Origin of the sequence: Paenibacillus sp. 79R4, from assembly GCF_013393165.1 — a bacterium.
Classification (GTDB): Bacteria; Bacillota; Bacilli; order Paenibacillales; family Paenibacillaceae; genus Fontibacillus.
The window spans coordinates 166,287-182,225 of the sequence record NZ_QJOT01000008.1; the positions used below are offsets into that span (position 1 = coordinate 166,287).

At 48.5% G+C, this 15,939-nt stretch carries 10 protein-coding genes; 9 read left to right on the forward strand and 1 reads right to left on the reverse strand.

The annotated features are described in order from the left end of the window. Positions 1–235: 235 nt before the first annotated feature. Positions 236–4,216 carry a carbohydrate-binding protein gene (locus DMN77_RS13415; protein ID WP_179015403.1) on the forward strand — a complete coding sequence of 1,327 codons (3,981 nt, stop codon included), beginning with the start codon at positions 236–238 and terminating at the stop codon, positions 4,214–4,216. Positions 4,217–4,383: 167 nt separating this feature from the next. On the opposite strand, the gene DMN77_RS13420 is transcribed toward DMN77_RS13415, so the two are convergent. Beyond that, positions 4,384–5,976 (reverse strand): sensor domain-containing diguanylate cyclase, encoded by a 1,593-nt coding sequence (locus DMN77_RS13420; RefSeq protein WP_068782592.1) that lies wholly within the window; start codon positions 5,974–5,976, stop codon positions 4,384–4,386. Between the two features lie 146 nt (positions 5,977–6,122). On the opposite strand from DMN77_RS13420, the gene DMN77_RS13425 reads away from it, so the two are divergent. The 8 genes from DMN77_RS13425 (at position 6,123) to DMN77_RS13460 (ending at position 15,605) form a co-directional block, all read left to right on the forward strand. Further along, positions 6,123–6,272: a hypothetical protein gene (locus tag DMN77_RS13425; protein ID WP_157259364.1), complete on the forward strand. Its 150-nt coding sequence runs from the start codon at positions 6,123–6,125 to the stop codon at positions 6,270–6,272. 138 nt (positions 6,273–6,410) lie between these two features. Continuing rightward, positions 6,411–6,854, forward strand: a complete 444-nt coding sequence (locus DMN77_RS13430) for a GNAT family N-acetyltransferase (RefSeq protein ID WP_218652962.1) — start codon at positions 6,411–6,413, stop codon at positions 6,852–6,854. A gap of 198 nt (positions 6,855–7,052) precedes the next feature. Further along, a complete protein-coding gene (gene uxuA / locus DMN77_RS13435) occupies positions 7,053–8,123 on the forward strand; it encodes a mannonate dehydratase (RefSeq protein WP_179015404.1) in 1,071 nt (356 codons plus the stop codon). 244 nt (positions 8,124–8,367) lie between these two features. After that, entirely contained in the window at positions 8,368–9,684 is a 1,317-nt protein-coding gene (locus DMN77_RS13440) for an ABC transporter substrate-binding protein (protein WP_068782590.1), read from the forward strand. 58 nt (positions 9,685–9,742) lie between these two features. Continuing rightward, on the forward strand, positions 9,743–11,824 hold the full coding sequence (locus DMN77_RS13445) for an alpha-glucuronidase family glycosyl hydrolase (RefSeq protein WP_179015406.1): 2,082 nt from the start codon (positions 9,743–9,745) through the stop codon (positions 11,822–11,824). A gap of 149 nt (positions 11,825–11,973) precedes the next feature. Continuing rightward, the gene (locus DMN77_RS13450; RefSeq protein ID WP_068782588.1) at positions 11,974–12,933 is read left to right on the forward strand and encodes a carbohydrate ABC transporter permease; all 960 of its coding nucleotides are present in this window, start codon (positions 11,974–11,976) and stop codon (positions 12,931–12,933) included. After that, complete coding sequence (locus DMN77_RS13455) at positions 12,930–13,772, forward strand: carbohydrate ABC transporter permease (RefSeq protein ID WP_179015407.1); 843 nt, start codon at positions 12,930–12,932, stop codon at positions 13,770–13,772. Before DMN77_RS13450 ends, DMN77_RS13455 begins: the two co-directional genes overlap by 4 nt. A 105-nt stretch (positions 13,773–13,877) precedes the next feature. Continuing rightward, positions 13,878–15,605 carry a sensor histidine kinase gene (locus DMN77_RS13460; RefSeq protein WP_068782586.1) on the forward strand — a complete coding sequence of 576 codons (1,728 nt, stop codon included), beginning with the start codon at positions 13,878–13,880 and terminating at the stop codon, positions 15,603–15,605. Positions 15,606–15,939: the final 334 nt, after the last annotated feature.

Sequence of the window (15,939 nt, forward strand, 5' to 3'; positions counted from 1 at the left end):
TTTTCGCTTCTTTTATTAAGCATTCCATAGAATCAGACATAACAAGTGTTGAATCAGACCTTAAAATTTCCAAAATGTAGAATTAAAATAAAATTGCGCCAATTATTCTTACGGAATGTGAAGGGGTGATACAGTAATAAATAATAATTTGGAAAGCGCTATCATTTTGTCGGATTTATCGTAGTTTCCGGAGTGAGTGATTTGCAATATGACTCGGTTAGGAGGAAGGAACAAGATGCGAAATAGGTTTGTCGCTTGGTCGTTGATAGCGTCTATTATTTTCTCGGCCTTCTTTTCCAGTATCGGACTTCATATCGAAGCTTCTGCTGCAACAGGTCCGAACCTTGCGGCGGGCAAAAGCGTAACCTCCAGTGGTTATGCAGATGTATACGTGGCCAGTAACGCTGTGGATGAGAATCAAGGAACCTACTGGGAGAGTACGAATCATGCATTTCCGCAATGGATTCAGATTCCTCTTGGTGGTTCAGTGGATGTTGAAGAGGTCGTGCTTAAGCTTCCGGCTGGCTGGGAGACAAGAACACAAACCTTATCCATTCAAGGCAGCGCGAACGGGACGGATTTCTTCAATATCGTCAATTCAGCAGACTACACATTTAATCCCGCTACAGGCAATACGGTCACGATTGATTTTCCTTCAACAAATACGCAGTATGTGAGAGTTCATTTTACGGCAAATACAGGCTGGTCAGCGGCTCAATTGTCAGAGGTCGAGGTGTATGGTGCTTCTGCACCGACGGCCAAACCGATCCCGGGCAAGATTGAAGCCGAAGCCTGGGATGCCATGTCTGGCGTACAAACGGAGTCCACCTCCGATACTGGCGGCGGCTTGAATGTTGGCTGGATCAATACCGGAGATTGGATGGATTATTTCGTTAATGTGGCGGAGTCGGGAACCTATACGGTTGAGTATCGTATTGCCAGCAATACGAATGCGGGAGAAATTCAGCTGCGCTCCGGGCAGACGACACTGGCTACGACCTCGGTTCCGAATACGGGGGGTTGGCAAAATTGGCAGACCGTCACGGCAACGGTGCCCCTAACCCAAGGCTTGCAGACGCTGCGCGTATATGCCGGCGGACCTGATTTCAATTTGAACTGGATTAATTTCAAGCTAGGCGATACGGTCACGCAACCGTTAACGGCACCTGGCAATTTAGCCTATTCACAACCTGCGCCCGGAACGATATTGTTAACCTGGAATGCCACTACAGGAAGTACAGGTGTCCAGAGCTATGAAATATACGCAAACGATCAGCTTAGAGGTACAGTGAACGGTTCAACCCTTGCTTATACTGACAACCAGCCTTCCGGTGCCACTGTCACATATTATGTCATCGCTAAGGATGCTGCGGGCAATTCCTCACCGCGGAGCAATACCGTTACACGTGTCGGTGAAGGGGTTTCCGGCAGCAATCTGGCTCTGAATAAACCGATCACCGCCTCTTCAACAGTTCATACATTTATTGCGACCAATGCGAATGACGGGGACACGGATACCTATTGGGAAGGAGCGCCGAACTCTTATCCGAACCAATTAACCGCCAGTCTGGGCGCGAATGCCAATATTACCTCAATTGTACTGAAGCTGAATCCGTCCTCGGCATGGGGAACCCGGACACAGACGATCCAAGTGCTCGGGCGGGAGCAGAATGCTTCCGGCTTCGTCAACCTGGTCTCCGCAGCACCGTACACATTTAACCCGGCTACAGGCAATACGGTAACGATTCCGGTCACAGCAACCGCCGCAGATGTACGTCTTGTCTTCACAAGCAATACAGGCTCTTCGGCCGGGCAAGTAGCAGAATTGCAGATCCTGGGTACCCCGGCTCCAAGTCCGGATCTTACGGTCTCCAGTGTATCATGGAGCCCAGCTACCCCGAATGAGACCGCACCGATTACTTTAACAGCGCTCATCAAGAATATCGGGACAGCATCCTCTCCGGCAACTACGGTGAAGTTTTATCTTAATAACAATTTGGCCGGAACCGCTGCCGTCGGTGCCTTGGCGCAAGGGGCTTCCCAAAACGTATCTGTGAATATAGGTGCCAAGACTGCTGCTTCCTATACGGTTAGCGCCGTTGTTGATGAGAGCAACACGATTGTGGAGTGGGACAAGACGAACAACAGCTTGGTGAGCCCAACGCCTCTGGTTGTAAGCGAGGTTCCAAGCTCCGACCTTATTGCGACAGCGCTCTGGTCGCCGGGTAATCCCAGCGCCGGAGATACGGTAACCTTCTCTGTGAATTTGAAGAATCAGGGCAATATCGCCAGCTCTGGCGGTGCGCATGCCGTTACCCTTGTGCTGAAGGACAGCTCAGGGAATACCGTACGCTCTTTAAACGGGACATATAATGGCAGCCTATCCGCAGGAGGATCGGCTAATGTATCGCTGGGTACTTGGACCGCTGCCAACGGCAATTATGCTGTGACCGCTACGGTTGCCGCAGATGCCAATGAGATTCCGGCAAAGCAGGATAATAATTCCAGTTCCAGCGGGATGTATATTGGACGCGGCGCGAATATGCCGTTTACCATCATCGAGGCGGAATCGCCTGCGAACAAGACGAACGGGACGATTCTCGCTCCAAACTTCAAGCCTGGCGATTATGCAGGTGAAGCTTCAGGACGTTCGGCGGTCTACCTCGATAATACGGGGAAATATGTAGAGTTCACATTAACCTCATCGGCTAACGCATTTGTGCTTCGGAGTTCCGTGGCCGAAAATACGACAGGAACCGTTAGTATTTATGCGAATGACGTGAAGAAAGGCACCTTTACGGTAACTTCCAAGTACTCTCATGTGTATGCGACTCCAAGCACGCTGGGGCAATTGGGATATGACAATCAACCAGGGTCAGGGCTGACAGCCTACTGGCTCTATGAGGATTCCCAGCTGCTGCTGAATGAAGTGTTCCCGGCCGGAACGAAGATCAAGATCCAGAAGGATAGCGGGGACGTACCATGGATTTATGTCGATCTATTGGAGACGGAAAATGTCGCACCGCCGGCTTCCAATCCTGATCCTGGCAAATATGTCGAAGTGTCTGCCAGCAAGTCCATTGAGCAGGCTTTGAATGAATTCAGACAGGATCAGACGAAGAAGGGAATCTTCATTCCTGCAGGCGAATGGACAATTAATAGCAAGATATTCCTGTATGGAAGAGCGACGGAGATTATTGGCGCAGGTCCTTGGCATACGAAGCTGGTAGCTCCGAAAAATCAGACCAATACCGATGTCGGCTTTAATATTAGCTCTACGGCGGACGGATCTACGATCCGCGATTTATCCGCCTGGGGGAACTACGTCTACAGAGTGGACGGCCCCGGCAAATTTATAGACGGCAACGGAATGAAGAATGTGACCCTTCAGAATCTTTGGGTTGAGCACTTTATCTGTCTGTATTGGGGAGTTAACTCTTCCAACAACACCTTTAAGGACAATCGGATCAAAAATATGTTCGCAGACGGGATCAACATGACGAACGGTTCCTCCTATAATGTGATCGACAACAACTATGCCCGGGGAACTGGCGACGATTCCTTCGCCTTATTCAGTGCGATTGATGCGGGAGGTTCTTATAATGTCGGCAACAAGTATACCAACCTGACGGCAACCTGCGTCCGGCGCGCAGCGGCATTTGCGGTATACGGCGGTTCCGATAACCTGTTCCAGAACCTCTATGGCGCGGATACGCTGACTTACCCGGGAATTACGATCAGCAGCTTGAGCTTTGGGTACAACACCTTAGGCTTTGGGGACAAGGATACGGTGATTGACGGAGTAACCTTGGATAGAACAGGCGGAGATTTCTGGACCAGTGCAGGTGCAGACGACAAGATTAACGAATACCAGAACTTCGGGGCGATTTGGTTGTTTGGAGCAGACAGAGCCTTCAAGAACATTCTGGTTAAGAACGTTGATATTAATAACCCGGTATACTTCGGGCTGATGTTCCAGACGAAATCGCCGGAGAATCTGGCGATGCAAAATGTCCGCATTGAGAATGTCAATATCAACAATCCGAGCCGTTACGGTATCAAGCTTGTGGTTAGTGCGGAGCAAGGGCAAGGTCCGGTCGTTGGCCAAGCCAGCTTCACGAATGTGAAAGTAAATAACCCGGGCGTTCGCGCGATTTATGGCGAAGACAAGAGTCCGAACTTTACGGTGAACAGAGTATCAGGCAATAATTGGTGATTGTTGCCGCACGGCTAATATCCGGGGGGAGGAGCCGGGAGCGGTTCAGTAGCGGTTTGGTTCGGGTGGAGGTAATTACATTAAAGGATGACCTCATAGAAAACCAGGTGCAGCGCCAATTTTGGCGCTGCACCTGGTTTTTAGGCTTAATAGATTGATATATCATGCTAGCGGTCCAATTTTTGCAATTCCTTGACCATAAATACAGTAGTCTTGTTCCTGCCGTTCTCTTTGGAATCATATAGTGCTTCATCCGCCCGCATCACCAGCTCTTCGGCGGTTTGGCCGTGGGCCGGAAACGATGAGATGCCTGCAGAGACCGTAATCGGTTGGCCGGTCGGACTGATCGTTGAGGCAAGCTGCGCGCGCAGCCGATCTGCCAGGGCTTTGGCTCTGTCCAGCTCTCCATGCCTGACTAAAATGCCAAACTCCTCGCCGCCATAACGGAAAGCTATATCTTCGTTGGAGAGAAGCTGTTGCATCAGCTGCGCCAAATAGCGAAGCACAGCATCGCCGACGACATGCCCGTAGGTATCATTCACCTGTTTGAAATGGTCGATATCGAACAGAATCAGAATAAAAGAAGGCTTGCTCTCGATCCATTCAGCGATCAGGCTGTCGAAACCTCTGCGGTTGACAAGACCGGTCAACCCGTCGATGTTCACTTTATGTCTTAAATTTGTCAGATCCCGATTCATGCTCTGCAATGCAATTTTGACGCTTCGCGACAATAAACTAACCTCATAGTAGTAAGAGTGAATGTCCGGCACGTTTGGGGCAGACACGGGGTTCAGCATAGCTTCGTCCGAGAATTGTGCCAATGTATTGAGCGGCTTGGCGATCCGGCTTGCGATCCACCAGGCCAGAACCAGAATCAACAACAGGAACGGCATGGCATGTAACAGCATTCTCTGAACCAGCTGCCGCAGCGGTTGATTGATCACCTCGTAAGGAGTCTGCGATACGATTCCCCAGGAACTTTTGGGCTCGTATGCATAGCCTACTAAGAAGATTTTGCCTGGAGTATTGGTGATCTTCCGGGAACCGCTTTGCCCCGAGATAACCGTCTCTACGGCTTCATTCTTAATATGCTGTCCTACCCGCGCTTGCTCCGAATGAAAGATCAGATCTCCATTTTTATCTACAACATACACATAAGAGCCGTCGCCGAAAAAATGCTTCCTGAGCATCGTACTCAGCACATTATCTTCCTCCAGATAAATCGTTCCCCCGACAAACCCTTTATAGTTTCCTTCATGATCTACGATGGGTGCTGATACCAGGATGATTAGCCGATCTGTATTCGTCGTACGGTAGGGCTCGGAGATGAAGGAGTTTTTCAAAATTACTGCTTCTTTACTCTGCTTGGAGTTCAGCTTATCTCCAATAGATATTCCAATATCCTGAGGGCTATAAGCCTGCACGACCCGATCAGCATCCGCAATGACGATAGAGTTGAAATATTCGCGGTTCGCTTGATAGAGATCATCAATCATTTGAGGATTGAGTTCATTCCCCCGTACGGATATGGAGGCGATCGCTGCAATATTCTCTTGCATTGTTGTTAATAGCTCATTTGTGTTAAAAGCCAGCTTTTTGGAATAGGATTCATTCTTATTCAAATAATTGTCGATCAAGGAGGTACGGTTAACCTGTAAAGCAGATGTAATGCTAGTCAGCATCGTGAGCAAAATAGCCGCAATAACCAGTAGTGAAATGGTGAACCGAAGGGTAATTCCTCTTTTGATAATGGATTTCAATGCCTCATCCCGCCTGCTTAAATTATGATGTAATGGACAATCCTGCCCTGAGTTATAACACATTATATAACAGAGCGTATGCCAGGAATATAGCTAAGGCAGATTCATGTTAATATGGAAGCAGATTCCGAAATGAAGGAGGACCTATGCATGAGAAAGTGGTTCGTCAAAAAGGAGGACAAGCTAGTCCAGAAATGTTCCCGATGCAAGCAGGAGAAAAAGCTGATATTTTATGCAAACAACTTTGGGGTGGTCAGAGGCTTGTGCCAATCATGCAGAAAAGAGGTCGGCGATAAGGAAGAGTTATTTCCAATATAAGGAGACATTCGTTTCCTGCGTTAAAACGGAGAAGCATCCATTTGATTCCAGTAAATCGGTAGAATATAATAGATGAACGGGCAGATGTCCGTCAAATACTAACGAAGAGGTACAGAATGATGATTAGAAAAATGGAACAAAAAGACAGGGAAGCTTTTGTGGAAATGTCCAATGAGTTCTATCACTCAGATGCGGTTCTACACAGCATTCCCGAGAGCTTCATTCGAAAGACCTTCGATGAGTTAATGGCCGGCAGTCCTTATATCGACGGCTATATCTTTGAATGCGATGACGAGGCGGCGGGATATTCCCTGCTCTCGATAACTTATTCGAACGAAGCCGGGGGCCTGGTGGTTTGGGTAGAGGAAATTTATATTCTTCCGAAATTCCAGGGCAGAGGCATCGGTAAGGAATATATGGACTTTATCGAAGAAGCTTATAAAGGAAAGGCAGCCCGAATCCGCCTTGAGGTGGAGGAAGCGAACGAACGCGCAATCAACATCTATAAGAACAAAGGATATAAACAGCTTGACTACGTTCAAATGTACAAAGGAAAATAATACGGTTTAAGACGTTGATCTTACTTGCGTCTATTGGAAACAGGGATTATCTCAAAGCGCCTCCTATTGGGTGCGGGATGATCCCTGTCTTGTTGTAAATTCTGTTGACTTACACGCCTCAGGGAACAATAATAGGCTTAAGCAACAATATGTATTATCATTTTTGCACACGTTAACATTGTTAAGGAGGAAGCAATCTTGAAGATGACATTCCGGTGGTATGGGCAAGGCAATGACTCGGTGACGCTGGATCAGGTACGGCAAATCCCGGGTGTAGAAGGTATCGTATGGTCGCTGCATGATTTAGCTGCTGGAGAAGAATGGCCGATGGAACGCATCATGGCTGAGAAAGCTTATATTGAGAAGCATGGCTTTCACATCGATGTCGTAGAGAGTGTGAATGTACATGAGGATATCAAGCTTGGACGTCCGTCCCGCGACAAATATATAGAGAATTATAAGCGCACGATTGAGAAGCTCGGACAGGCCGGCGTTAAAGTAATCTGCTACAATTTTATGCCGGTCTTTGACTGGACGCGTACGGATATGTTCAAGGAATTGGAGGATGGCTCTACGGCGCTGTTCTTTGAGAAAGCGATTGTAGACGACATCGACCCGTTCGAACTTGTGCGCAGAATGGAGAGCTACACTTCGGAAATAACGATGCCAGGCTGGGAGCCGGAGCGCCTGCAGCATCTAGGCGAGCTGTTTGAAGCCTACAAGCAAGTGTCGGAAGAGGATCTGTGGGCGAACCTGCAGTATTTCCTACAGGAGATTGTCCCGGTGGCCGAAGCCAGTGGCATTAAAATGGCAATTCATCCCGATGATCCTCCATACTCAATCTTTGGCTTGCCACGTATTATTACGAATAAAGAGAATATCGGCCGTCTGCTGAAGCTCGTCGACAGTCCTTCCAATGGCTTGACGATGTGTACGGGTTCCCTGGGCTCAAGCCGTGATAATGATGTCGCTGATATTATCCGTACCTATGCAGACCGCATTCCTTTTGCTCATATTCGCAATGTTCGTGTGTACGATAATGGAGACTTCATCGAGACCTCGCATCGGGCCAAGGACGGCTCCGTGGACATTACGGATGTCGTTAAGGCGTATCATGAGAACGGATTCACCGGTTATGCCCGTCCTGATCATGGCCGTCATTTATGGGGAGAGAAGTGCCGCCCAGGGTATGGGCTGTATGATCGCGCGCTAGGCATTATGTACTTATGGGGAGTGTGGGATTCCCTGGAACGAGAGAAGAATCGGTAGGTCAAATTTCCCGTCTCCCGACAGAAACAGATCGAAAGCTTCAATCAGGATAGATGTCGGGAGTCATTTATTGGTATATATTTTAATTTAATTCCTTTTAATTGCAAAATTTCTTATTATTAAGGGTTATTTTCGGGCTATTTTAAAATAAATCGTGGATCATTCTTATATGAACCTTCATATTGAATTGATAATATAAAAACACAGCAAGAAATTATTGATTCAAAACAGGAGGGGTTTAAGGATGTTTAAATGGAAGCGTTTCCTGACAGTTTTGGCAGCTACAACTCTGCTGGGATCGCTGGTTGCCTGTGGTGGCGGAGGAGAAGCAAAGAACAACACGCCATCAGACAAAGCTGGCAATTCGACAGCGGCGGCAGGGGATCAGCAAGTAAAACTTCGCATTATGTGGTGGGGCTCACAACCACGTCATGAAGCGACATTGGCAGCATTAGAACTATACACCAAGAATCATCCTAACATTACATTTGAACCTGAATATTCCGGTATGGACGGTTACTTGGATAAGCTGTCTACACAGGCAGCGGCCAAGAACGCACCGGATGTCGTTCAATTGGATCCAGGCTGGACTCCGGACTGGGCGGCACGCAACCAGCTTGTCGAGCTGACCTCGGAAGTTGATGTAAGCAAGATTGATCCGAAGTTGCTGGCCGGTGGACAATCCGATGGCAAACAATATGCGGTTCCCCTCGGATCGGTAGCTTATGGAATGATCTATGATAAAGCCGCGATGGATAAGCTGGGCATCAGCAATCCTCAGAACGGCTGGACTTGGGACGACTTCTTCGCTTTGGCTAAGGACTCCAAGTCTAAGCTTCCAAGCGGTCAATACTTCACCAAGGACTTTGCAGGCGATTACTTTGCTTACTCTGCATTCCAGTACAGCAAAGGCAAAGGCCAGGTTATAACAGATGACGGCAAATTCAACATTGATCAGGATACTTTCCTGGAGTGGACAAGAAAGTTCGAAGAGCTGCGCAAGGAAGGGATCGTGCCTCCAGCGGATGTGAACTCTTCAGACAAAGAATTTGACCCGCAAATGGACCTGATGGCCGCAGGCAAAATCCTGCTTCGTCTGAGCTTCTCCAATAACTACGGTTCTTGGGACAGCTTGCATCCAGCAGCCTACGCCTTGGTGACGATGCCTCGTTCGGAAGAAGCTGGCGGTTGGCTGAAGCCATCCATGTATTTGGCTGTAACGGAAGGCACTAAGCATGAAGCGGAAGCAAAGGAATTCGTTAACTGGTTCCTGAATGATCCAGAAGCAGCAAAAATTCTGGGTACGCAGCGTGGATTGCCTGCGAACAAAGACAATGCGAACGCGCTTGAAGCTGGCATGAGCGATGTCGATAAAGTAGGTCTGGAATTGTTGCGTGCAACTGAGCCAGACGGACAAACCTGGTCTGCGGGTGCTGGTGGCTGGACGAACTTCATCGATAAAGACTGGCTGCTTGTCCGCGATCAGCTCAGCTTCAACAAGATTACTCCAGAGCAAGCTTTTGACCAATTGAAGGAAGCTTCTAAGGCATATGAAAAATAATATAGAGCTGAAGCCCGGGACGATTCGTCCCGGGTCTTAGCATTAGGAGGACTACCTTATGAATACACCTGCATTTCCACATCCAGGGGACGGCTATCAGGCCTGGCTCGGGTATCGCAGAATACCATCCGGTAATTTGCGCGAGCAGTACTTGCCATATAATCGCATCATGATAGAGGAACATGCGGAGCGTGACGTGATCATCCAGGCTGCCATCGCTGAGTTGACCGGGGGTCTTGAAGGGATGCTTGGTCAAGCACCTGCAGTATTAAGCAGCCAAGAACCATCTCCAGGTATTGCGCTTGGGATCTTGGGCAGCAGTGCTGTGATTGATGGAGCATTTCAGGAAGGAACCTCCTTGAGGGTTGGCGAGGAAGGTTATGTCATTCGAACAGACAACTTGACTGGCTGCATCACGATCGGCGCGGTATCCTCCGTCGGTATTCTATACGGAGTCTTCCATCTGTTGCGACTGCTTGGCACGGGCACTCCTCTTGCCGGTCTGGACATTCTGGAGAATCCGGTTAATCAATTGCGAATGGTCAATCAATGGGATAATATCGACGGCAGCATCGAGCGTGGCTACGCCGGCAAATCGATCTTCTATGCAGACAACAAGATTACGAGCGACTTGGAGCGCATCCGTGATTATGCGAGGCTGCTGGCATCTTCCGGAATAAATGCAATCTCCATTAATAACGTGAATGTTCATAAATATGAGACGATGCTGGTTACACCGGAATATCTGCCTGATGTAGCTGGAGTGGCTGATATTTTCCGCGCCTATGGCATCAAGCTGTTCCTAAGTGTGAACTATGCCAGCCCGTTGGAGATTGGCGGACTTGCTACTGCCGATCCGCTTGAGCCTGCTGTCCGCGATTGGTGGCGCAAGGCGGCAGCTGATGTATATGCAGCGATTCCGGATTTCGGTGGCTTCCTGGTGAAGGCTGACTCGGAGAACCGTCCGGGACCGTTCACATACGGTCGTAATCATGCTGAAGGAGCGAATATGCTTGCCGAAGCGCTTGAACCCTATGGCGGCATTGTGATCTGGCGCTGCTTCGTCTATAACTGCAAGCAGGACTGGCGCGACCGGAAGACGGATCGGGCGCGGGCCGCTTACGATCATTTCAAGCCGCTGGATGGGCAGTTCAAAGAGAATGTCATTCTGCAAGTGAAGAATGGTCCGATTGATTTTCAGGTGCGCGAGCCTGTATCCCCACTGATTGGGGCAATGCCTGCGACGAACCAGGTAATTGAATTCCAGATCACGCAGGAATACACAGGCCAGCAGCGTCACGTATGTTATTTGGTTCCGCAGTGGAAAGAAGTGCTTGAATTCGACACCCATATCAAAGGCGAGGGCTCGGCCGTGAAGCGCATCGTTGACGGCAGCCTGCATGGCAGCCGTTACAGCGGTTTTGCCGCGGTATCGAATATCGGTAATGATGCCAACTGGACCGGTCATCTGCTGGCGCAGGCGAACCTGTACGGATACGGCCGCCTGGCCTGGAACCCGGAGCTGTCCTCAGAGCAAATCGCGGAGGAATGGATTCGTATGACCTTCGGCGGAGAGGCTGGCCTAGTTGACGTTATCCTGCGGTTATTGATGGATTCCTGGGGCATTTACGAGGCATATACCGCTCCGCTTGGCGTAGGCTTTATGGTAAGTCCAAATCATCATTACGGCCCGGACGTCGAGGGGTATGAGTATTCGATGTGGGGAACCTATCATTTTGCGGATTGGCAAGGGGTCGGTGTAGACCGGACTCAAGCGACGGGTACGGGATATACCACGCAATATGTGGGGGGAAACTTCGAGGTCTATGAGTCGCTGGACACTTGTCCTGACCATCTGCTGCTCTTCTTCCATCACGTGCCTTATACGCATGTGCTGCACTCCGGCAAGACTGTCATTCAGCATATCTATGATACCCACTTTGAAGGCGCGGAGCGAGCTGCCGAGCTTACGGACAGATGGGCGCAGCTTGCGGATCATATGGACAAAGGGCTGTATCAGCAGGTGGCGGAGCGTCTGGCTGAGCAAGCCGAGCACGCCAAAGAGTGGCGCGACCGGATTAATACGTATTTCTATCGCAGATGCGGTATTGCTGATGAGCAAGGTAGAGAGATTTATTAATTTTGCATGGTTTCCAATAAGAAGGAGAGGCGGAATGCTTCTTCTTTTTTTCGTTATATTTTGAAAGATTTCGAGGATTCCTCTCCTTTAGTCCCCATTGGGCCGCCTATATACTTAATATATAAACTGACTACAAGAGGTGAGCACATATGAAAAGTTCTACGGCCGTCTCCGCGACTGCGGTCAAGACTCCTAAGAAACGCCGTCCTTTTCTAAGCAGATGGAACGCCCCCATCGCAGGCTATTTATTCATTTCGCCTTGGCTGATCGGCTTCTTCTGTCTTACGGCATATCCGTTATTTCTATCCTTGTATTATTCCTTTACAGACTATACCTTAATGGAACCTATCAACTGGATTGGGCTTAAGAATTACGATCAAATTTTCACTGCCGATGCCAAATTCGTACAATCCGTTAAAGTCACTTTTATGTATGTGCTGGCTTCCGTTCCGCTTAAGCTGATCTTCGCCTTATTGGTGGCGATGGTGCTTAACCGGGCGATCAAGGGGATTACCTTCTACCGTACAGCGATTTATTTCCCTTCGCTGATCGGCGGCAGTATCGCGGTTTCGCTCTTGTGGCGGAATATCTTCGGCGTAGACGGTGTGTTCAATAAGATTATCGCCGTATTCGGTATTGCGGGGAAGGGCTGGATCACGAACCCCGATACGGCGCTCGGAACGCTGGTCCTGCTGAGCGTATGGCAGTTCGGTTCGACGATGGTTATTTTCCTGGCGGGGCTGAAGCAGATTCCATCCGACCTGTATGAGGCCTCCGGAGTGGATGGCGCGAACAAGTTCGTACAATTTTTCAAGATTACGTTGCCGATGCTCTCGCCTATTATGTATTTCAACCTGATCATGGCGGTCATTAACTCGTTCCAAATGTTTACCTCCGCGTTCGTTATTACGAATGGAGGACCGATGAACTCGACATATGTCTATGCTCTCTACTTATATGAACGTGCATTTAGCCGTTATCAATTAGGCTACTCTTCTGCTCTGGCCTGGATCATGCTTATTATGATCGTCGCGGCTACGCTTATTATCGCAGGTACTTCGAAATACTGGGTATTCTACGAAGAAACAGGAGGGAAGAAGAGAAAATGACCAAACAATGGAAAGCAACCTCCCGTCATATTTTTATGATCCTGTTCAGCTTATTGATGGTATACCCAGTCCTCTGGTGGATTGGGGCAGCATTAAAAGACAACACAGAGATGAGCTCTCCCAATATATTTCCGTCCGTGCCTCAGTGGAGCAACTTCACAAAAGGCTGGAATTCAGTGCCGGGTCATTCCTTTACCGATTTCTATCTCAACACCTTCGGGCTTGAAATTGCCGTGTTAATCGTTACGTTGCTCTCTTGTACGCTTGTGGCATTCGGATTCGGCAGATTGGATTTTCCACTTAAAAATTTCTGGTTTTCTCTGCTGATGTTGACGATTATGATGCCTGGACAAGTACTGATTATCCCGCAATATGCTTTGTTCCATAAATTGGGCTGGGTAAATACGTACCTTCCGTTCATCGTACCTCACCTGCTGGCAACGGGTGCCGGCGGAACCTTCTTCGTCTTCCTGCTGATCCAGTTCGTACGGGGGATTCCGAGAGAGCTGGATGAATCGGCCAAAATCGACGGCTGCAGCTGGTTTGGCATCTACTGGCGAATCGTTATGCCGTTGACGAAGCCGGCGATCGTAACTGTGATGATCTTCTGCTTCCTGTGGAACTGGGATGACTTCCTGGGGCATTTGCTCTATATTAACTCGGTTGATAAATATACAGTAGGTCTGGCTTTGCGGATGATTAACGATTCCCAATCCGCTCAGGAATGGGGACAATTGCTGGCTATGTCGTTAGTCTCTATCGTACCTGCTACACTCGTGTTCATGTTCCTGCAAAAACACTTTGTAGAAGGTATTGCTACGACTGGCATTAAAGGATAAAATGAAGGGCAACATCCCTATGCTTATATGCGGTAAAGCGATGAACTGTTTTGTTCGCGGCTTTACCGCTCTTTCTCATTTCGCGATTGGAGGAAGCAGACTAGCATGACTAACCCTTTCAAAAAATTCAGGATCGACCGGCTTTTCTTCTATCTGTTCTCGGGTGTGATCGTGATCGTCATCGCTTTGATTGCCTGGACAAGCTATAGCATCTCATCGAAAGCGCTGGTGCGGACTACCTCACATTATCAGCAGCAGCTGCTGGATGAGCTGAACAATGAGATTACGACGCGGCTTCTGATGATCGAGCAAGTCTCACTATCGACCTCCCGCGACTATGAGTTGATTACTTTTCTGATGAACAAAAAAGATGAGTATGATCGCTACCGCAGATATGTTGGCGTAGAGAATGCACTGGCTAATTTGACCTACTCGATCCCTTTAATACAGGGAATTGATCTCTATATGAACCGCCCTTTTCAAGGGGAAACGAAGTACTACATTCAATTTCGGGATATTAACGATTTGAATAGGCAGGAATGGTCCCATGTATTGGATAAAAATGATTTCGCCTGGAGTAGTGAACATGAAGTGACCAGCTTTCAGGGGGAAGTTCCCGTGCTTAGCTTCGCCCGGAAAATTATGTACGATGATAACTTTCTGGGTGTTCTTGTCATTCATATCAAAGCCGAGGAGATTCGATCTCTGTTATCAGGGAATACAGCCGGTTCGAACCGGATGATGACCAACATGGCAGGCGAGCAGATTGTTAAGATCGGCCATGTACTAAATCAGAACGAACTATCTAAATGGATTGATCTGAAGGATCAGCAGTCCGGTTATGTCCATATTCGCGGCAATTCGAATGTGGGCGATTCTCTGCTCGTATATTCGAAGCTGGATAATTCCAACTGGACTCTAATCGAGATGACGTCCTGGAACCAGATTACACAGGACAGCTTCAGATTGGCCGAGGTGATTGCGCTGATCGGTATTGCTGCCATCCTGATCGTCCTGCTGCTGACACACTATATTAGCAAACAGTTCACGAAGCCGATCAAAGAATTGGTGGCGGCAATGAGAATGTATTCAGTAGAGGGCAACAATGTGGAGCTGTCTGCGGACTATGAGAATGAATTCGGTTATCTGTTCTCAGGTTACCGTAAGCAAAATGAACGGATCGAGGAGCTGTATCAGTCTGTGCAGCTTCGTTATGAGCAGCAGCGCAAGGCAGAGATAGAAGCGCTGCAGGCTAATATTAACCCTCATTTTCTCTATAATATGCTGGATCAGTTAAACTGGATGGCGATCGAAGCCGGACAGGATGAGCTCAGTCGGATTCTGGAGCTGATGGGACGCATGTTCCGGATCGGCTTGTCCAATGGGGATACTTTCATTACAATTGGCGATGAACTGGAGCATATCAAGAGTTACCTGGAGATCCAGCAATTGCGCTGGGGCGGGGGCTTGCAATACGCGATAGATGCGCCGGCCGAGCTTCGGCCCTTCTTCATCCCCAAGCTAACACTACAGCCCTTTGTAGAAAATTCGATTGTTCATGGCTTTAATAAAAGGCTGCATGGCTATGTCCATATCAAGCTGGCAGCCTATGAAGATTCGCTATTCATTATCATCGATGATGATGGCAGCGGCTTAACGCGAGCGGTCGATGAACAGCAGAAGCGCCGCACCGGAGGTTACGGCATTCGCAATGTCAGAGAACGGATCGCGGGCTATTTTGGCGAGGAATACGGAATTACTCTCAGTGAACGGCAAGAGGGCGGGACCCGAGTCGAGATTCTCCTCCCTCTATTAACGAAGCCGCCGGCTTAGAGAGAAGATCATTTCAACGCTGAATTCAAGGAATGCTGTTGATTAAGCCAGCTGTTGATTTAAGCCCCTTGCTGCTTCATGTTAGTTCAGAATTGATACCTTATCGGCGAAAGCTGATGAAATTCTGTATTGTAAGAAAACCTATTTGTGGATCGCGGCCGCTCTCTTTGGATGACTGCGATCGGTATTCCTATCAAAGGGATTTGTTAAGCAATCTCTCATATACTTCGGTGTATTTTTAAATAAATCGTGCATCTCTCTTATACCCATGGGAGATGCCGATAAGTATTATAGAAATTGAAAGCGGTTTATTTACCGTTTACCTTGTTATAAA